This is a genomic window from Polynucleobacter necessarius (assembly GCF_900095195.1).
Lineage (GTDB): Bacteria > Pseudomonadota > Gammaproteobacteria > Burkholderiales > Burkholderiaceae > Polynucleobacter > Polynucleobacter necessarius_G.
Window position 1 is genome coordinate 38,090 of the sequence record NZ_LT606950.1, and the last position, 17,898, is coordinate 55,987.

Below are 17,898 nucleotides of genomic sequence, written 5' to 3' on the forward strand. Positions count from 1 at the left end.
CGTGCATTCTGCGATATCAATAAAACATGCATCAAAGCATTACGGAGCTCTTCAGGCTCTTGACGATGTTTCTTTGGAGATTGAGTCGGGAGAATTTTTTGGGCTTTTGGGCCCCAATGGCGCTGGAAAGTCTACGCTCATTTCGATCTTGGCGGGCTTAGTAAGGGCGGATAAAGGGCAGGCGGCCATTCTTGGGGCAGATGTGCAAAGCGCTTTCCGTGAGGCCCGCCGCATGCTTGGTGTAGTTCCTCAAGAATTGGTTTTTGATCCATTCTTTACAGTACGTGAAACTTTGCGCTTTCAGTCAGGTTACTTTGGCATTCGTAAGAACGATGCATGGATCGATGAGATCATGGCGAATTTGGATCTGACTGGTAAAGCCGATAGCAATATGCGCGCGTTATCTGGTGGAATGAAGCGCCGAGTCTTGGTTGCGCAAGCATTAGTACATCGTCCCCCTGTGATTATTCTGGATGAGCCAACTGCTGGCGTAGATGTGGAGTTGCGTCAGTCTTTGTGGCAATTCATCAGTCGCCTAAACCAAGATGGGCATACGATCGTATTGACCACGCACTACTTGGAAGAAGCGGAAGCTTTATGCCAACGAATTGCAATGCTGAAACAAGGCAAAATTGTTGCGCTCGATATCATCGCCAATTTATTAACGCGCTACGGCTCGAATAAAAAAAATGGTGATGGCAGAATGGACCTCGAAGATGTTTTTGTGAACATCATGTCGGGGAGCGCATTGTGATTAATCGTTTACAAAGAGTGCTAAATAAGCCGGCGCTTGAATACGGCAGCGGTTTCCCGACACTTCTCTTCAAAGAAGTAAAGCGCTTTTATAAGGTGGCTTTCCAAACAGTTGCGGCTCCTGTCTTAACAGCTATTTTGTATTTAATGATTTTTGGCCATGTATTGGATGGTAAAGAGGTTTACGGTCGCCTGAGCTACACAGCATTCTTAATTCCTGGCCTGGTGATGATGAGTGTTTTGCAAAATGCGTTTGCAAATACCTCATCTTCATTGATTCAATCGAAGATTACTGGCAATCTTGTCTTTATATTACTTGCGCCACTAAGTCACTTTGAGTTTTATGCGGCATATATTTTGGCGGCGGTATTCCGAGGGATTGTCGTGGGCTTCGGCGTATTTATCATCACAATCTGGTTTGGTATGCCTACGTTGGAATACCCGATTTGGATTTTGGTATTTGCGTTCTTGGGGGCGGCAATATTGGGAAGCTTGGGCTTGATTGCCGGCATCATGGCAGATAAGTTTGATCAGCTTGCGGCGTTTCAAAATTTCATCATCATGCCTGCGACCATGCTGTCCGGTGTTTTTTATTCCATTCATTCGCTACCGCCAGCCTGGCAAGTCGTGCCCCATTTCAACCCAATTTTTTACATGATCGATGGTTTTCGCTTTGGCTTTTTTGGAGTGTCCGATGTTGCCCCATGGAGCAGCCTAGCAATCGTGTTGTGTTTCTTTATTGTCGTCTCGGCTATTGCTTTGCGTCTATTGCAAAAGGGCTACAAGCTGCGCCATTAATCATTAAATTTTAGAAATCAAATTCGTGCGTTTTTGGAGAGAAGGATGTTGCCAACCCCTGAGCAAATTGAGGGCTATATTAAGCAAGGAATTCAATGCACCCATATCCAAGTCGAGGGTGATGGACAACATTTTTTTGCCACCATTGTTAGTCCAGAGTTTGAGGGCAAGCGTTTAGTGCAACGGCATCAGTTGGTTTATGGCGCAATGGGTGATCGCATGAAGGCTGAAGTACATGCCCTATCAATCAAAGCATTTACCCCCGAAGAGTTTGCACAAAGTTCTGCACAATAAAATTATTAAATTAGGCTAAATAGCCATTACTGGAATCGTTTCATGGATAAATTACGAATGGTTGGCGGAACCCCCTTAAAAGGTGAGGTCAAAATTGCTGGTGCTAAAAATGCCGCATTACCCATTCTGTGTGCATGTTTGTTGACGGATGAGCCGGTGGTTTTGCGTAATCTTCCAGACTTACAAGATGTGCGAACGATGCTCAAACTTTTGCAAGAAATTGGTGTCGCTGTGAGCTTCCCCAATCCAAGCGATCGCAATCATGTTGTACTGAATGCAGCAGTCATTAAGAGCTCAGAGGCAACCTATGAAATGGTTAAAACGATGCGCGCCTCGATTTTGGTTCTTGGCCCATTGCTTGCCAGAATGCATAGCGCGAAGGTTTCTTTGCCAGGCGGTTGCGCGATCGGTGCCCGTCCTGTAGACCAGCACATAAAAGGCTTAAAAGCCATGGGCGCGAGCACCAAGATTAAGAGTGGCTATATTCAGGCTGAAACCAAGCCGCTATCGGAGCGCCTCAAAGGCGCCTCTATTCTGACGGACATGATTACAGTCACCGGTACAGAAAATTTACTGATGGCTGCAACACTGGCTTCTGGTACTACCGTTCTAGAAAATGCTGCGCGCGAGCCAGAGGTGGGTGACCTAGCTGAATTGCTAGTCAAAATGGGCGCGAATATTTCTGGAGTTGGCACCGATCGTCTAGTAATTGAAGGTGTTGAAAAATTGCATGGTGCAGAACATTCTGTAATTCCGGATCGCATCGAGGCAGGTACTTTCCTTTGCGCAGTCGCTGCGGTTGGTGGGGGGGTGTTGGTCAAAGATTGTCGTCCAGATACTTTAGATGCGGTGATGGTGAAGCTGAGGGAGGCGGGGCTGCAAATGGAGGTAGGTCCCGATTGGATCAAGGCATCAATGCAGGGCCGCCCTAAAGCAGTGAGTTTTCGAACGTCCGAGTACCCTGCGTTTCCAACGGATATGCAGGCACAACTCATGGCTGTGAATGCCGTTGCTAGCGGCAGCTCCATGATCACAGAAACGATTTTTGAGAATCGCTTTATGCATGTTCAAGAGCTAAATCGTCTTGGAGCGGATATTGCAATTGAGGGTAATACGGCGATTTCACAGGGTGTAGATAAACTTTCGGGCGCGATCGTGATGGCTGCCGACCTGCGTGCTTCTGCCAGTTTGGTTATTGCTGGTTTGGCTGCTCAAGGCGAAACCCAGGTGGACCGGATTTACCATTTAGATCGTGGTTATGACCGCATGGAACAAAAGCTAACCCTTCTGGGCGCCAATATTGAACGCGTGAAGTAACTGACACGCCTAACTGGGCGATAATAACCTGATGAAATTGACGTTGGCCCTCTCTAAAGGGCGTATTTTCGAAGAGACTGCAGAGATCCTCTCTAAGGTTGGTATTGTGCCAAAGGAGGATCCTGAGAAATCACGCAAACTGATCATCGAGACATCTAATCCCGATGTACGGTTGATTATCGTGCGCGCCTCAGATGTTTCGACATATGTGCTATTCGGGGGAGCAGACATTGGCGTCGCGGGTCTAGATGTATTGATGGAAAAAGGCACGGATGGCTTGTACGTTCCTTACGATTTGAACATTGCAAAGTGTCGGATGTCCGTGGCGGTCCGTGAAGGTTTTGATTATGCCGCCGCTGTCCAGCAGGGGTCGCGTTTGAAAGTTGCCACAAAATACGTTAATTGCGCTCGTGAACACTTTGCGAACAAAGGTGTGCATGTCGATACCATTCAGCTTTATGGTTCTATGGAACTCGCCCCATTAGTTGGTTTGGCAGATGCAATTGTTGACTTAGTTTCTACTGGCAACACTCTCAAAGCCAATGGCTTAGTGGAAGTGGAGCCCATCGCTGATATCAGTGCGCGTTTGATCGTCAATCAAGCTTCCTATAAACGTAAGCGCACTCAACTACAGCCAATTTTTGAATTGCTGCAGTAAGCACATCGTCAATACTTAGCGGACACATTGCATGTCTTCATCGATTGAGGTTAAGCGCCTCAATAGCCAGGATTTAGGTTTCAAGGAAACACTGCTATCCAGCCTTTCATTGCCGACGGCTGATGATGTGGCCATCGATACCGCTGTGGTAAAAATTTTGTCAGCGGTGAAGGAGCAAGGAGACTCCTCGGTCCTCGCTTATACAAAGCAATTTGATCGGCTAAATGTTTCCAGCGTTTCGGATTTAGAAATTCCCCGTCAGGATCTAGAGTGCACCTATAGCGCCTTAGCGAACGAGCAGAAAAATGCGCTCGATATTGCTGCGAAACGAGTACGCGCATATCACGAGCGACAAAAGAGCGAAACGGGATGTCACTCTTGGGAATATGAAGAGGCCGATGGAACAAGATTGGGTCAGAAAGTGACGCCGTTGGATCGCGTGGGCATTTATGTGCCCGGTGGAAAAGCAGCTTACCCATCCTCGGTTTTGATGAATGCAATTCCTGCCAAGGTTGCTGGTGTTGCTGAGGTCATCATGGTGGTGCCAACCCCGGATGGGGCGCGCAACTCTTTGGTATTGGCTGCAGCATATTTGGCTGGTGTTGATCGCGTCTTTACGATTGGCGGTGCTCAGGCAGTGGCTGCCTTAGCCTATGGTACGAACACGATTCCTGCGGTGGACAAGATAGTTGGTCCAGGCAATGCTTACGTTGCTGCAGCCAAGCGAAGAGTATTCGGTACGGTGGGCATCGATATGATCGCCGGCCCATCTGAGATTTTGATCTTATGTGATGGTTCTAGCAATCCTGCTTGGATTGCAATGGATTTGTTTTCTCAAGCCGAGCATGATGAACAAGCCCAATCGATTTTGCTATGTCCCGATGCTGGATTCATAGCGCAAGTTCAAGAAAGTATTGATCGTTTGCTCCCTGAGATGCCGCGGGCAAACGTGATTGAGACTTCATTAACGAAGCGAGCGTTACTCATTCAAGTCCAGGATATGAATGAAGCTTGTGACATTGCTAATGCGATTGCCGCAGAGCATTTGGAAATTTGTGCTGAAGATCCGCGGAAATGGGCTGAGAAGATTCGCCATGCAGGTGCTATTTTTATGGGAAATTACACCAGCGAATCCCTCGGCGATTATTGTGCTGGACCCAATCACGTCTTACCTACGGCCCGAACAGCGCGCTTTTCGTCGCCATTGGGCGTCTACGATTTTATTAAGCGCTCTAGCATGATTGAGGTGAGTGAGGCTGGCGCACAAACCTTGGGTAGGGCGGCGAGCACCCTAGCGCATGGCGAGGGTTTGCAAGCGCATGCTCGTGCTGCTGAAATGCGTGTATCTAAGTCATATGGGAACTATGACTAGAAAAAAACTTTTGATTGAAGGTTTGAGGGGAATAAACCATTCATATGCCCTTGTAAATCAAAATCAATTATTGCAATTAAGAAACAGTCATTTCGAATCATTTCATAATGATCTGCCTTTTTATAATCACAAATGGAGTAAAGCATTAAATGGATCGGGGTTTGACGAGTCTAGCTCACAACAGTTAAGCAATATTCCATCACTAGACAATAATCTAATTCAGTCAGATATTACTTATAGAATCAGTTTCCCATATCGCTTCTATAGCGGTAATACAAAAAGGTTATTCGTATACGGCACATTTATCAAAATGATTTGAAGAGCGGCATTTCAAATGCACGTTTGAAAAACATCACTCCTTCATATTGGTCCAAGGAAAGCTTTTTACGTGCTGGATTTCTTGATGAGCAAGTGGTTGTAGTTCCGCATGAAGTGTCTGATGTGTTTTGGCCTATATCAAGCGATCGAAGGTTACATTTTTAGAAATGCTTTAAGGTGTCAAGATGATGATTTTTTACTTTTATCAATGGCGCCATGATGGGCAATAAAGGCATTGATAAATTATTGACATCATATGCTTTTGAAAGAAAAATATCCCCATATAAGATTGGTTTTGTAATCAATTCCGAAAAGCTTGCAGTAAACCGGATAAAAACTGTAAGTAATGTCTGGAAAATGGACGGGCTTACTTTGTTTTAAAAGGCCTGCAAAAACATGCGCCAGTACTTCATCAGAGCCATTGCCCAAAAACACTTGATTTGAATGAAGGCCATGTAATTTGGCAATGGCGTTTTTTAAGTCTGCGCCTTGATTGCTGCTAGCGCTTTAGGCAACGGTCCGTAAGGGCTTTCATTGGTGTTGAGCTTCACCAACCGATTCATTTTCGGCTGTTCCCCGGTATGTAGGGTGTCAAAGTTTCAACAACAGGGCTCCAAAAACGGCTCATTAATGTACTCAGTTTAAAAATCAGAGGGAATTAACAATAAGTTCTGCATTTAAATATCTTCTAGGAATGATATTATGAAGTTTCATTTAACACTTCGCCTCGCGGCGTTAGAAGCATGCGGCAAGCCGACGTCACCCGAAATACTTCGGAAACCAAAATTCAGATTTCCATCAATTTAGATGGTGCCGGTAAGGCTGAGCTAGCCTCAGGCGTTCCTTTCCTAGACCACATGTTGGACCAAATTGCCCGTCACGGGATGATTGATCTCAAGGTTGTCGCGCAGGGCGATACCCACATTGATGATCATCACACGGTTGAGGACGTTGGCATTACCTTGGGGCAGGCATTTGCAAAGGCGGTAGGGGATAAAGCAGGGATCACCCGTTGTGGGCATTCTTATGTCCCATTGGATGAAACCCTCTCTCGCGTGGTCGTGGATTTCTCTGGTCGTCCTGGCCTTGAATTTAATGTGCCATTTACTCGCGCTCGAGTAGGTAATTTCGATGTGGATCTCAGTATTGAGTTCTTCCGTGGTTTTGTAAACCATGCGGGAGTGACTTTGCATATTGATAATTTGCGCGGGATCAATGCGCACCATCAGATTGAGACGGTTTTCAAAGCCTTTGGACGGGCTTTACGTATGGCCTTGTCTGTTGATCCTCGTGCATCGGGTACCGTTCCATCAACTAAAGGCAGTCTTTAATCTTCATTTTTTAGTTGCCGGTTTGATAACAGCAAAGATAGGCTAATTTTGGCGCAGACTATTGCGATCGTCGATTACGGAATGGGCAATCTTCGTTCTGTGTATCAAGCGCTTCATCATGTGGCGCCTAGTGACAAGGTATTAATTGCGCATCAGCCGGAGGAAATACGATCAGCCGACCGTGTAGTCTTGCCTGGTCAAGGGGCGATGCCAGATTGCATGAAACATCTAGAGGAGTCGGGGCTTTTAGAATCCTTGTTGGAGACCTCTAAAAATAAGCCTTTACTGGGCGTTTGTGTGGGCGAGCAAATGCTATTTGATAAAAGTGCTGAAGTGCGGACAAATGAAGTTTGGACCCCGTGTTTAGGGCTGATATCGGGTGAAGTACGGCGCTTTGATTTGGCTGGTACAAAACAAGCTGATGGATCCGCATACAAAGTGCCTCATATGGGCTGGAATCAAGTCCGCCAAGATCGATCTCATCCGATTTGGGATGGAATCCCTGATCTGACAAGTTTTTATTTTGTGCACAGTTACTTTGTGTCTCCATGTCATAACGAAGATACTGTAGGATCTACAGAATATGGAGCATGGTTTACTTCTGCGGTGGCAAAGGATAATATTTTTGCAACACAGTTTCATCCTGAAAAAAGCACAGAATATGGATTGAAGCTTTATCAAAATTTTGTTTCTTGGCGACCTTAATCAATTTTTAACGTTTTACTATGCTGCTTATTCCCGCAATAGATCTGAAAGACGGCCACTGTGTTCGACTAGAGCAAGGTGATATGGATAAGGCTACGGTGTTCTCTGAGGATCCAGGCGCAATGGCTACTCACTGGATTAGTAAAGATGCACGCCGTTTGCATTTAGTTGATCTCAATGGTGCTTTTGCTGGAAAATTGAAGAACGAGTCAGCCATTAAATCGATTCTGAAGGCGGTTGGTGATGAGATCCCGGTTCAGTTGGGTGGCGGTATTCGTGATCTTGAAACAATTGAGCGTTTATTGGATGACGGTATCAGTACCGTCATTATTGGTACTGCTGCGGTTAAGAATCCCGGTTTTGTACAAGATGCTTGCACCGCGTTTCCTGGCCATGTAATGGTGGGTCTAGATGCACGTGATGGCAAAGTGGCAACCGATGGCTGGAGCAAGAACACGGGACATGAAGTGATTGATCTCGCCAAGAAGTTTGAAGACTGGGGCGTTGAAGCGATTATCTACACAGATATTGGTCGGGACGGCATGCTCAAGGGCGTCAATGTTGATGCCACCATTAAATTGGCGCAAGCTATTCGTATTCCAGTCATTGCCAGTGGCGGCTTATCCAGCAATAAAGATATTGATGCACTCTGTCAGGCTGAAGAGGATGGCGTCATGGGGGTGATTGCTGGCCGGTCAATATATTCCGGCGATCTTGATTTAGCGGTGGCCCAAAAATATGCCGATGAGTTAACGCTTAAATATAAAAAGAAACTCATCTAGTGTTAACCAAAAGAATTATTCCGTGCTTGGATGTGACGGCGGGACGAGTTGTTAAAGGGGTGAACTTTGTGGGTTTGCGTGATGCTGGTGATCCTGTCGAAATCGCCAAGCGTTATGACACTCAGGGTGCAGACGAACTCACATTCTTAGATATCACCGCCACTTCAGATGGCCGTGATTTAATCTTGCACATCATTGAAGATGTGGCATCGCAAGTATTTATTCCATTAACAGTCGGAGGGGGCGTGCGTGCAGTCGCTGATGTGCGTCGCTTGCTGAATGCCGGCGCGGATAAAGTGAGCATGAATTCTTCGGCAGTGGCTAATCCTGATTTAGTCTCCGATGCAGCTGCTTACTATGGATCTCAATGCATTGTGGTAGCTATTGATGCCAAGCGGACTGAGTCTGGAAACTGGGAAGTATTTACTCATGGCGGTAGAACAGCTACGGGTATTGATGTTGTTGAGTGGGCGACTGAGGTAGCTAAACGGGGTGCAGGCGAAATTTTATTAACGAGCATGAACCGCGATGGCAGTAAGGATGGTTTTGATTTAGCACCTACTGCGGCAGTAAGTGATGCGGTTTCGGTTCCAGTCATCGCTTCTGGTGGCGTGGGCAATTTACAGCACCTGGTTGACGGCATTACCAAGGGTCATGCTGATGCGGTTCTAGCTGCAAGTATCTTTCACTATGGTGAATTTTCCGTTGGGCAAGCAAAAGAATATATGGCTGCTCAGGGAGTCCCGGTTCGCATTTAGTGCAATTTCAGGATTTATCACTTTCACGGTAAAGTTCAGGTATGAACAAGCCCATGAGCACTTTCACTCCGATTGAGTCTATTCAAGCCGGTTCTTGGTTAGATGCGGTTTCTTGGAACGAACAAGGTCTCGTGCCCGTCATCGCGCAAGAGTTCGGCAGTAATGACATTTTGATGATGGCTTGGATGAATCGAGATGCGCTCATGGCAACGCTGCGTTTAGGTGAGGCGGTTTATTGGACCCGTTCACGTCAAAAGCTATGGCACAAGGGCGAAGAGTCTGGCCACACCCAAAAGGTAAAAGAAATTCGTTTAGATTGTGACGGAGATACGATCTTGTTGATCGTTGAACAAAAAGATGGGATCGCTTGTCATACGGGTGAGCACAGCTGTTTTTTTTCAGCAGTGGGATTCTAGTCAATTAACTTGGGTCAATGAGTCAACCCCCAAGAAATAAAAGACATAAAATGAAATCATGAGTAACCCAACAGATAAATCTTCCAATTTAGATTCCGCATTAGCTCATCTAGCTGATGTGGTGGATCAACGTCGCGACGCATTTAAGGCTGGCAACGCTGACCCAAAAACCTCTTACACAGCATTGCTTTTCTCAAAAGGGGATGATGGCATTCTCAAAAAAATTGGAGAAGAAGCTACCGAAGCAGTAATGGCCGCAAAAGGTGTTCGGGCATCTGGTTTAGCCCCAGAGCAACAAAAGTTATTTGTGGGTGAAATGGCTGATCTTTGGTTTCATTGCTTGATTGCACTCTCCCAATTTAATTTGCGTCCTGAGGATGTGATGGCAGAGCTTGATCGTCGTCTTGGTACTTCGGGTATTGAAGAAAAAGCAGCCAGAAAAGCCGCAAATAAAGAATAAGGTTTTTGATGTCACACGATCCAAATTGCCTATTTTGTAAGATTTCACAGGGCTTGATACCGTCATCCAAGGTGTACGAGGATGACGAGATTTATGCCTTCAAAGACATAAATCCAGCGGCACCAGTGCATTTTTTAATGATTCCGAAGAAGCATATTCCCATGTTGGAGTCAGCAGAAAGCATTGATGCTCCTTTGCTGGGTAGAATGATGGAATTAGCACCCCGCCTTGCCAAAGAGCAAGGTTGTCGTCCTGGAAAAGACGGCGGCTTTCGATTGATGGTGAATAACGGTGCGGATGGTGGTCAGGAGGTTTATCACTTGCATTTGCATGTGATGGGCGGTCCCCGCCCCTGGAAAAAGTAAGTTAAGAGATCAGTTCAGGATTCCAAGGAGATTCAAAATGGGTTCATTTAGCATTTGGCATTGGTTAATTGTTTTAGTGATCGTGATGTTGGTGTTTGGCACTAAAAAATTGCGCAATATTGGCCAGGATTTAGGTGGTGCTGTTAAGGGTTTTAAAGATGGCATGAAATCGACAGACGAACCTAAAGAACAAATTCAACAAAGTACTGCTAGCACTGATAAGACTGTGGATGTTCAGGCTAAAGACGTTAACAAATAATTCCAGTGATTGATTTAGGAGTTTCAAAGCTTGCTTTGATTGCTGTAATCGCATTGGTGGTGGTGGGTCCTGAGCGCTTACCCAAGGTCGCCAGAATGGCCGGAAATTTATTTGGTCGTGCGCAACGCTATATGGCGGATGTCAAAGCAGAAGTGAACCGACAGATGGAGGTTGAGGAATTTAAAAAATTCCGTGAAGACAGTGCCTCTGCCTTGAAAGAGGTTGAAAACAGCATCAGCTCTGTTGCAAGCGAAGCAAATGCCAATTTAACGGACCAGGCCGACATCTTTGAAACGCGCTTTGAGGCATTGCCGCTTGATGAAAAATCAGTACTAAAAAAGACTCAGCGTCAGGGCCGAAATAGTTGGGGAGTAAAGCGATCCGCAAAACCCATTTGGTACAAGCGTTCAGCGGGAGTTCGTGCTCGCGTGCAATCTGGGGCGGCCAGAATGAAACGTTTTCGCCATACTGCTGGCAAGTAGGCCTGCAAAATCAAATTAAAGGTCGATTCGCATGCCTGAAAACAATACCCCTGAAGATTCTGGAATTCAAGAATCGGTTTTGTCTCATCTTTTTGAGCTTCGGGATAGGGTAGTTAAATCCGTTCTGGCAATTATTGTTGCCCTTGTCGGCTTGGTTTATTGGGCCCCCGATATTTTTCATCTCTTTGCACAACCACTTTTAGATGCGTTGCCTGCTGGCGGAAAAATGATTGTGACTGACGTGACCGGTTCGTTTTTTGTACCCATGAAAGTGACGATGTTAGTTGCCTTTCTGATTGCGTTGCCGGTTGTGATCTATCAGTTGTGGGCTTTCATAGCCCCAGGCTTATACCTTCATGAGCGCAAATTGATTCTGCCGCTCGTCGTCAGTAGCTATACCCTGTTCATTATTGGTATGGCATTTGCTTATTTCTTGGTATTTCCTACGGTATTTAAATTCATGGCGAGTTATAACGCCCCGCTTGGTGCTGAGATGTCGACGGATATTGATAACTACCTCAGCTTTGCTATGACAACCTTTTTGGCTTTTGGTGTCACCTTTGAGGTGCCGGTCGTCGTGGTTGTTTTGGTGCGTATGGGCATGGTTTCCTTGGCAAAGTTAAAGGAGATCAGGCCATACGTGATTGTGGGGGCATTTGTAATATCAGCAATCCTTACTCCGCCAGACGTACTTTCTCAATTGCTGTTAGCTGTACCAATGACTCTGCTTTATGAATTGGGTCTGTTGATTGCGCGCCTTTATGTTCCCAATCCTACTGTAGAGGATGCGAATACACCATCAAGCTAAAGCAGCTCGGTACCTTTTTGTTTTTTTATGTTTTGCCGAAAAGTAGTACCCAACCAGTCTGTAACTTGATCGAAGCGATACCGTCTTTGACGCAAGTTGCCTTCCAGTTCCATATCAGCTCCAGCAGAAACTTTCCCTGCCGCTAGTAGAGCGCGACGTTGTTGAATCGTCTCAATTAGGATCAGTCTGGGTAGTATTTTGGGAAGTTCCCAACGAATATCGACAACTACACAATGCTCATGCTGAAGTTGCCCCACCTTAGCGAGTAAAAGCTCTGCTTTAGTAAAGTTAAATTGATTAGCAATGATGATTCGGTGGCATAGGAGCATCCATTCCTCATCAATCTTATATTCGGCATGATGACTAATTGCCATATTGGCGAACTGAGCGAGCTCATGCCAATCATTTTCTTCTGGCTTAGAGCAACTAGTAAGAATTTTGCCAAGTAATTGTGTGGCTTCACTAACGCCTTGTTGGTGAGCCTGCCAAGCCCAATAAGATGCTTGTAGACCCTTTACTTTTTCTTCGATTTTGTCGCGTTTACGCCAGAGGTTGGCGCCCTTACGATATTGTGCTTGGGGGTGACCAAGATCTGCAGCGCGATCAAAACATCGGTCACTTTCTGCGGCGCTGTACCCAGAAAATTGCGGGCGTCGATAAATCTCACCGAGAGCGAACCATGCATCTCGATCGCCATCTTTAGCTGCTAGCGAAAGCCAGTGAGCGGCTTTTTTAAGTGAAACATTTGATTTTCCGTCCTGGCTCCCATCAAATTGCGCGAGGCGCAGTCCCAAGGCCATTTTGGCAGCAGTTAACCCAAGTTCGGCAGCACGAACTAACGCATCTTCATTTTGGTCTTTTATCCAGGCATCCCAAAGAGAGGAAAGGGCTTCATTTTTGGGTTGAAGTTGAATCAGCAATTCTTTTGCTTGATGAGTAAACTCAGAATTACTTTCCGCGATTTCTTGCAGGTACTCTTTGGCAACTTTTTGAAGTCCACCGAAGTCTAAGTTGGCAAATCGTTCGTTAGAGGAAATGGACAATCCTTTTGAAAGCCAGTCAGATAATTTTGATTGAATATCCTCATTTGCTGGGTTGATGAGTAGGTGGATCAACTGCCACCGAGCCATCAGACTGGTTCTCGGCGACTCTTTTGATTCTGCTAGTGCCCAAAAATGATCCCACCCGAATTGAAATGCTGGGGAGCTAATGGTTTTGGCTAACGGAACCTCAGCAAGGCGTTTAAAAACTTCCTGAATATCTTCGTTTAGCCCTAAATTTTCTGTATCTAATTGATTTTTAAGGGATAAATATGATTTTTCTAGCCAAATTAACGCATTGGAGGGCTGAATAGGAGTCTTAAAAGCGCCTGTAAGGTAGGCTTCAGACAATTGTTGTTGCGCATATACATCACCAAAGCGTGCAGAACTAAGGATTTTTAAGAATTCGCGACTAGCCATATAACAATTTTTGCATCTAAGAGCCCAAAAAGGCACAAATCCAACGTCTTGTTGCCGAGATACAACGAAGAAAGCCAAAAAACTACCTTTTGACAAGCAAAAAGTACCCCTAAATGCTCTTGGCAGCAATCTGCCACATCAAAGGAAGGAAAATTCATAGGTCCCAGCTTTATTTGGGCATTACTTTCAATTTATGGAGATTTACAGAATGAAAAAATCGCTATTTGCTATCGCGGCCACAACAGCTATTGCTGGTGTTGCTCATGCACAGTCCAGCGTTACCGTTTACGGTATTTTGGACGTTGGTTTCTCAGACAAGTCAACGCGTACTGGTACAGCTTCATCTGGTGGCGTTAATAAGACAAACGCAAATTTGTTTACTGCGGACGCTGAGCAATCCGGCCGTTTGGGTTTCAAAGGTACTGAAGATCTTGGTGGCGGTGCTTCTGCATTCTTCACTATTGAAACAGGCTTAACACCAGCTGGTTCACAAATGTCCACTATGAATAACCGTCAATCATTTGTTGGTTTGAAAAAGAATGGCATTGGCGCTCTCTCAATCGGTACTCAGTACACTCCAATCCACAACGCGTTTGCTGCTACTGACCCTGGTCAAAACAACACAGTTGGTAACGTTGTACATCCTTCCGCTGGTACAGAAGGTTCACAGCAAGCCTCTTCATCTGCATACACCATTAGCACAACCAACACCTTGGTTGCTAGCTCTGATAAGTTTTCTGGATTCCAAGTTCAGTTGAACTACTCACAAAACATGCAAGATGCTACTCAGCGTGGTAACGCCACAACTGTTGCTACAAACGGCGGTAACATCAACTGGAACGGCTGGGGTATTGGCGCTAACTACACATGGCAAAAGCTGTATGTAACCGCTGCATATCAGGCATTCAAAAACTCTACAGATAACGCTAACCCACTAACTGCTGCTTATACAACTGTATTGAACCCAGGTACAACTGTTAGCCAAACAACTTTGACTAATGTTTCTGATAATCAAGTTTACGTTGGCGCAACTTATGACTTCGGTATTTTGAAGGCTTATGCTAACTACATTAACCGTAAAGTTACAAGCAACCTCAACTCTAACAACTACTACAGCCGTACTGCTCAGCAGATTGGTGTTCGTAGCTACATCACTCCAACAATCGAATCATGGGCTTCTATCGGTAACGGTCGAGCCAACGTATTTGGTAACGGCGAGCCAGCTGTTAACTTCGATGCATGGCAGCTTGGTAGCAACTACTGGTTGAGCAAGCGTACTAACTTGTACGGTATCTATGGCCAAACATTAACTTCCTCTGGAAGTTCTTCTGTATTGGGTTACAATACTTCGGCAGCTGCTAGCCAGTTTGCTTTGGGTGTACGCCATACATTCTAATAATTTGCTAGCTATGCTAGTTTAGTTTTAGATTGTTGTAACTGAAGTAACGTTAAACCCACTGTGGCAACGCAGTGGGTTTATTCTTTGTAAACCCAAAATTCCCTTTAAAGACTATGAATGATGACCCGTTATTGACTCAAAACCAGAGACAATTGGCTCATGATATTTTTTTAAGAGGATTAGCAGAACATCAAGCAGGACAATTGTCGGGGGCGCAAGATTTATACCGAGAAGCATTACGCTATGACTCATTGCATGCCGAGGCAATTCACCACCTTGGAGGTGTCGAAGTCCAATACTCCAATTATGAGAATGCTCTAAAGCTCATTACTGAATCCATACAGATCAACCCCTCCAATGGGGTCGCTTTAAAGAACCGAGGCTTGGGCCAAGCAATATTTGGATGACTTTATCGGAGCACTTAGCGACTTTTTAGAGGCTAAAAAATTTTCACCGAATGATCCAGAGTTGGATTACAACTGTGGAAGTGCTTACTTAGGTCTGCATGAATATGAAAAAGCGCTTCAATATTTTGAGGGGCTAATTAATCGAGGGCATGTCAATGCGTTGATCTTGAATGATCAGGCAAATGCCTTCCACGAATGTGGAAAAACTCAGGACGCACTCGCATCGTATGATCAAGCGATTACTCTGGATCCGTATTATCCGGATGCTCACTACAACAAAGCGCTACTGTTGCAATCTGAGAATCGGCTGGAAGAAGCGTGTGTTGAGCTTCAGAAAACCGTTGATATTGATCCCTGCAATAAACAGGCCCTGAATAATCTTGGAATTATCCATGAAAAAATTTATGACTTTCCAAGCGCCTTAGAGGTGCTGAAGAGGGCGGTTGAGATTGATCCAGATTATGTAGAAGCACATGCAAATTTGGGAAATATCTATTCATCATTAAAGCAAATGGATCTAGCTATCCAATGTTATGACAAGGCGATATCTTTGAAAAATGGTCTGTCACAATTCTATAACAATCGAGCAAACGCGTTGGGTGAACTGGATGGGTTGGAAGAGGCATTGGAGGATTATGAGACCGCTATAAAGCTCAATCCCGATTATGTAGATGCTTATAGCAATAAGGCGTTAACGTTGTATGAAATGAAGAAGCCTAAAGAAGCGCTTGAAACTTACCAGTAAGCGCTTCAGCTAAAACCAAATTATGAATATCTTTTTGGTTTGCGTATGCATACTAAGATGATTATCTGCGAATGGGAAAATTATGAGCAGGAGCTTGCAGAATTATTTGAACGAATTGATGCAGGAGAAAAAGCTACTACCCCATTTCCGTTATTGGCATTGACCGATTTGTGTGAAATACAAAAGAGAGCAACAGAGCTGTATACGGGAGATAAATATCCCTCAAGTAGCTTATTAGGCGCTATTCAGAAATCTGCGCGAAAAGGAGTAATTACTGTAGGATATTTTTTGGTGATTTTCGGTCACATGCGATTGCCATTTTGATGGCTGGTGTATTGGAGAATCACGATAAAACTAAATTTAAGCTAATTGCATTTTCATTTTCGCCTGGATCTCGGGATCCTATAAGACAGAGGGTGGAGGATGCCTTTGACGAATTTATCGACATTAGCAATATGAGTGATGAAGAGGTTGCGCGATTGGCCCGAGAAAAAAATATTGACGTGGCGGTGGATTTAACGGGGTATACGCACTTAAATCGAACGCTGATCTTCGCCTACCGCGCCGCTCCCATTCAAGTTAACTATCTGGGTTTCCCAGGAACAATGGGCGCTCAATATATGGATTATTTGATTGCGGACCCAACCGTGATCCCGCAAGACAGTCAAGCGTACTACACGGAAAAAATTGCTTACCTGCCGCATTGTTATCAGGCAAACGACTCCAAGCGCGTGATTTCTGAAAAAATCTTTAGTCGCTCAGAGTTGGGCTTGCCAGAAAATGCATTTGTATTTTGCTATTTTAATAATAATTACAAGATTACGCCGGATATCTTCTCGATCTGGATGCGCATCTTGCAGGCAGTCCATGATAGTGTTTTATGGTTGATTGAGGATAACCTGGTAGCCGCCAAGAATCTGAAGGCGGAAACCCAAAAAAGAGGCGCATCGGCAGATCGCATTATTTTTGCTCCCCGTATGCAGCCTGCCGATCATTTAGCCCGTCACCGCGCTACCAATTTATCTTTAGATACGCTGCCGTATAACGCACACACAACGGCTAGTGATGCCCTTTGGGCAGGCTTGCCGGTCTTAACGCGCTTGGTACAACCTTCCCAGGAAGGGTGGCTGCAAGCCTGCTCAAAGCAGTTGGTTTGCCTGGGCTGATTACAAATTCAGCGCAGGAGTATGAGGCAATGGCGATGGATTTAGCGACCGATCCTGAAAAACTCCAAGCAATCAAGCAAAAGTTGGCGGAGCACCGCCTAACAGAACCTTTGTTTAATACCGAGAAATTTGCCAGAGATATCGAAAATCTTTATACGCAAATGTATGAGCGCTATCAGAACAATTTAGGGGTCGATAGTATTCGGGTGGTTTGAGGGGTAAGGAAATTTGTATGCTCTATTTAACAAAATAGAGCCACGGTTCTGCCTTTGAATCTTTAGCTTGGCCGACTACTTTTTGAGGCTATCGCGAATTTCGCGTAAAAGCGTTATGCCCTCTGGCGTGGGGGTGCGGGTGGCGCATCTAAAACCCGAATTTTATTTACCACTTTTACCATTTGAAAAATAACAAAAGCCAAAAGAATAAAGTTAATTGATATGGTGATGAAGTTCCCGTAAGCGAAAATCGGCACACCCGCCTTCTTAAGGGCATCAAAGGTCCTTGGAGCCCCATCTGGGATATGCCCCAAAACGATAAAGAGGTTTGTAAAGTCAATATGCCCACCCAATAACGTCGAAATAATGGGCATAACGATGTCATTTACGAGGGAATTAACGATTTTTCCAAAAGCACCGCCAATAATGACCCCGACCGCCAGGTCTATAACGTTGCCCTTGACCGCAAAATCTCTAAATTCCTGCAAAATGCCCATATTTGCTCCCTTTTTTATCCAAATAGTGATTAACCCGAGATTAACCCCATAACTTTCTTGCTTACCCCACTTTTTACTTTAAAATCCTACCTTTAAGCAATTTCCACCCATAAATACCCTTTCTAGGAATTTT

At 45.1% G+C, this 17,898-nt stretch carries 20 protein-coding genes and 4 pseudogenes; 21 read left to right on the top strand and 3 right to left on the bottom strand.

Annotated features, from left to right (window positions below):
- The first annotated feature begins 1 nt into the window (after position 1).
- From BQ1619_RS00260 to hisD, 6 genes are read left to right on the top strand one after another with little or no spacing between them, the layout of a single operon-like run.
- A complete protein-coding gene (locus BQ1619_RS00260; protein WP_162784555.1) occupies positions 2–754 on the top strand; it encodes an ABC transporter ATP-binding protein in 753 nt (250 codons plus the stop codon).
- Positions 751–1,551 carry an ABC transporter permease gene (locus tag BQ1619_RS00265; RefSeq protein WP_231968352.1) on the top strand — a complete coding sequence of 267 codons (801 nt, stop codon included), beginning with the start codon at positions 751–753 and terminating at the stop codon, positions 1,549–1,551. The genes BQ1619_RS00260 and BQ1619_RS00265 overlap by 4 nt, the downstream gene beginning before the upstream one ends.
- Before the next feature lie 45 nt (positions 1,552–1,596).
- On the top strand, positions 1,597–1,845 hold the full coding sequence (locus tag BQ1619_RS00270) for a BolA family protein (RefSeq protein ID WP_114661530.1): 249 nt from the start codon (positions 1,597–1,599) through the stop codon (positions 1,843–1,845).
- A gap of 42 nt (positions 1,846–1,887) precedes the next feature.
- On the top strand, positions 1,888–3,162 hold the full coding sequence (gene murA, locus BQ1619_RS00275) for a UDP-N-acetylglucosamine 1-carboxyvinyltransferase (RefSeq protein ID WP_114661532.1): 1,275 nt from the start codon (positions 1,888–1,890) through the stop codon (positions 3,160–3,162).
- Positions 3,163–3,193: 31 nt separating this feature from the next.
- A complete protein-coding gene (gene hisG, locus BQ1619_RS00280; protein WP_114661534.1) occupies positions 3,194–3,820 on the top strand; it encodes an ATP phosphoribosyltransferase in 627 nt (208 codons plus the stop codon).
- 31 nt (positions 3,821–3,851) lie between these two features.
- Positions 3,852–5,192, top strand: coding sequence for a histidinol dehydrogenase (hisD, locus tag BQ1619_RS00285; RefSeq protein ID WP_114661536.1), 1,341 nt, complete (start codon positions 3,852–3,854; stop codon positions 5,190–5,192).
- Positions 5,193–5,804: 612 nt separating this feature from the next.
- Here the strand turns inward: hisD and BQ1619_RS00295 are convergent.
- A pseudogene (locus tag BQ1619_RS00295) lies at positions 5,805–6,138 on the bottom strand (aminotransferase class I/II-fold pyridoxal phosphate-dependent enzyme); the annotation flags it as partial.
- A 115-nt stretch (positions 6,139–6,253) separates the two neighbouring features.
- Between BQ1619_RS00295 and hisB the strand changes: the two are divergent.
- From hisB to tatC, 10 genes and pseudogenes are all read left to right on the top strand, one after another.
- Entirely contained in the window at positions 6,254–6,841 is a 588-nt protein-coding gene (hisB, locus tag BQ1619_RS00300) for an imidazoleglycerol-phosphate dehydratase HisB (RefSeq protein WP_114661540.1), read from the top strand.
- A gap of 48 nt (positions 6,842–6,889) precedes the next feature.
- Entirely contained in the window at positions 6,890–7,546 is a 657-nt protein-coding gene (gene hisH, locus BQ1619_RS00305; protein WP_114661542.1) for an imidazole glycerol phosphate synthase subunit HisH, read from the top strand.
- 20 nt (positions 7,547–7,566) lie between these two features.
- On the top strand, positions 7,567–8,328 hold the full coding sequence (gene hisA / locus BQ1619_RS00310; RefSeq protein WP_114661544.1) for a 1-(5-phosphoribosyl)-5-[(5-phosphoribosylamino)methylideneamino]imidazole-4-carboxamide isomerase: 762 nt from the start codon (positions 7,567–7,569) through the stop codon (positions 8,326–8,328).
- Positions 8,328–9,086, top strand: a complete 759-nt coding sequence (hisF, locus tag BQ1619_RS00315) for an imidazole glycerol phosphate synthase subunit HisF (RefSeq protein WP_114661546.1) — start codon at positions 8,328–8,330, stop codon at positions 9,084–9,086. The genes hisA and hisF overlap by 1 nt, the downstream gene beginning before the upstream one ends.
- Positions 9,087–9,139: 53 nt before the next feature.
- A pseudogene (gene hisI / locus BQ1619_RS00320) lies at positions 9,140–9,484 on the top strand (phosphoribosyl-AMP cyclohydrolase); the annotation flags it as partial.
- 76 nt (positions 9,485–9,560) lie between these two features.
- Positions 9,561–9,962, top strand: a complete 402-nt coding sequence (locus BQ1619_RS00325; protein WP_114661548.1) for a phosphoribosyl-ATP diphosphatase — start codon at positions 9,561–9,563, stop codon at positions 9,960–9,962.
- An 8-nt stretch (positions 9,963–9,970) separates the two neighbouring features.
- The gene (locus tag BQ1619_RS00330; RefSeq protein WP_114661550.1) at positions 9,971–10,327 is read left to right on the top strand and encodes a histidine triad nucleotide-binding protein; all 357 of its coding nucleotides are present in this window, start codon (positions 9,971–9,973) and stop codon (positions 10,325–10,327) included.
- 37 nt (positions 10,328–10,364) lie between these two features.
- Positions 10,365–10,586 carry a Sec-independent protein translocase subunit TatA gene (tatA, locus tag BQ1619_RS00335; RefSeq protein ID WP_114661552.1) on the top strand — a complete coding sequence of 74 codons (222 nt, stop codon included), beginning with the start codon at positions 10,365–10,367 and terminating at the stop codon, positions 10,584–10,586.
- Positions 10,587–10,591: 5 nt separating this feature from the next.
- A complete protein-coding gene (tatB, locus tag BQ1619_RS00340) occupies positions 10,592–11,068 on the top strand; it encodes a Sec-independent protein translocase protein TatB (protein WP_114661554.1) in 477 nt (158 codons plus the stop codon).
- Positions 11,069–11,099: 31 nt separating this feature from the next.
- A complete protein-coding gene (gene tatC / locus BQ1619_RS00345) occupies positions 11,100–11,876 on the top strand; it encodes a twin-arginine translocase subunit TatC (RefSeq protein ID WP_114661556.1) in 777 nt (258 codons plus the stop codon).
- Here the strand turns inward: tatC and BQ1619_RS00350 are convergent.
- Positions 11,873–13,336: a tetratricopeptide repeat protein gene (locus BQ1619_RS00350; RefSeq protein ID WP_114661558.1), complete on the bottom strand. Its 1,464-nt coding sequence runs from the start codon at positions 13,334–13,336 to the stop codon at positions 11,873–11,875. The genes tatC and BQ1619_RS00350 overlap by 4 nt on opposite strands.
- Before the next feature lie 208 nt (positions 13,337–13,544).
- Between BQ1619_RS00350 and BQ1619_RS00355 the strand changes: the two genes are divergently transcribed.
- The 5 genes and pseudogenes from BQ1619_RS00355 to BQ1619_RS00375 all read left to right on the top strand — a co-directional run bounded on the left by BQ1619_RS00355 (position 13,545) and on the right by BQ1619_RS00375 (position 17,268).
- Positions 13,545–14,732, top strand: a complete 1,188-nt coding sequence (locus BQ1619_RS00355) for a porin (RefSeq protein WP_114661560.1) — start codon at positions 13,545–13,547, stop codon at positions 14,730–14,732.
- Between the two features lie 74 nt (positions 14,733–14,806).
- Positions 14,807–15,142 (top strand): tetratricopeptide repeat protein, encoded by a 336-nt coding sequence (locus BQ1619_RS00360; protein WP_162784556.1) that lies wholly within the window; start codon positions 14,807–14,809, stop codon positions 15,140–15,142.
- On the top strand, positions 15,135–15,887 hold the full coding sequence (locus BQ1619_RS00365) for a tetratricopeptide repeat protein (RefSeq protein WP_114661564.1): 753 nt from the start codon (positions 15,135–15,137) through the stop codon (positions 15,885–15,887). The genes BQ1619_RS00360 and BQ1619_RS00365 overlap by 8 nt, the downstream gene beginning before the upstream one ends.
- 57 nt (positions 15,888–15,944) lie before the next feature.
- Positions 15,945–16,211: a hypothetical protein gene (locus BQ1619_RS00370; RefSeq protein WP_114661566.1), complete on the top strand. Its 267-nt coding sequence runs from the start codon at positions 15,945–15,947 to the stop codon at positions 16,209–16,211.
- Positions 16,211–17,268, top strand: a pseudogene (locus BQ1619_RS00375) (O-linked N-acetylglucosamine transferase, SPINDLY family protein). Before BQ1619_RS00370 ends, BQ1619_RS00375 begins: the two are co-directional and overlap by 1 nt.
- A gap of 75 nt (positions 17,269–17,343) precedes the next feature.
- Here the strand turns inward: BQ1619_RS00375 and mscL are convergent.
- A pseudogene (gene mscL / locus BQ1619_RS00385) lies at positions 17,344–17,765 on the bottom strand (large conductance mechanosensitive channel protein MscL).
- Positions 17,766–17,898: the final 133 nt, after the last annotated feature.

What these genes read in the sequence shown, in the direction of transcription:
- BQ1619_RS00270 (WP_114661530.1), top strand. Translation starts at nt 1,597, where the DNA reads ATGTTGCCAACCCCTGAGCAAATTGAGGGCTATATTAAGCAAGGAATT.
- murA (WP_114661532.1), top strand. Translation starts at nt 1,888, where the DNA reads ATGGATAAATTACGAATGGTTGGCGGAACCCCCTTAAAAGGTGAGGTC.
- hisG (WP_114661534.1), top strand. Translation starts at nt 3,194, where the DNA reads ATGAAATTGACGTTGGCCCTCTCTAAAGGGCGTATTTTCGAAGAGACT.
- hisD (WP_114661536.1), top strand. Translation starts at nt 3,852, where the DNA reads ATGTCTTCATCGATTGAGGTTAAGCGCCTCAATAGCCAGGATTTAGGT.
- hisB (WP_114661540.1), top strand. Translation starts at nt 6,254, where the DNA reads ATGCGGCAAGCCGACGTCACCCGAAATACTTCGGAAACCAAAATTCAG.
- hisA (WP_114661544.1), top strand. Translation starts at nt 7,567, where the DNA reads ATGCTGCTTATTCCCGCAATAGATCTGAAAGACGGCCACTGTGTTCGA.
- BQ1619_RS00325 (WP_114661548.1), top strand. Translation starts at nt 9,561, where the DNA reads ATGAGTAACCCAACAGATAAATCTTCCAATTTAGATTCCGCATTAGCT.
- BQ1619_RS00330 (WP_114661550.1), top strand. Translation starts at nt 9,971, where the DNA reads ATGTCACACGATCCAAATTGCCTATTTTGTAAGATTTCACAGGGCTTG.
- tatA (WP_114661552.1), top strand. Translation starts at nt 10,365, where the DNA reads ATGGGTTCATTTAGCATTTGGCATTGGTTAATTGTTTTAGTGATCGTG.
- tatC (WP_114661556.1), top strand. Translation starts at nt 11,100, where the DNA reads ATGCCTGAAAACAATACCCCTGAAGATTCTGGAATTCAAGAATCGGTT.
- BQ1619_RS00350 (WP_114661558.1), bottom strand. Translation starts at nt 13,336, where the DNA reads ATGGCTAGTCGCGAATTCTTAAAAATCCTTAGTTCTGCACGCTTTGGT.
- BQ1619_RS00355 (WP_114661560.1), top strand. Translation starts at nt 13,545, where the DNA reads ATGAAAAAATCGCTATTTGCTATCGCGGCCACAACAGCTATTGCTGGT.
- BQ1619_RS00370 (WP_114661566.1), top strand. Translation starts at nt 15,945, where the DNA reads ATGATTATCTGCGAATGGGAAAATTATGAGCAGGAGCTTGCAGAATTA.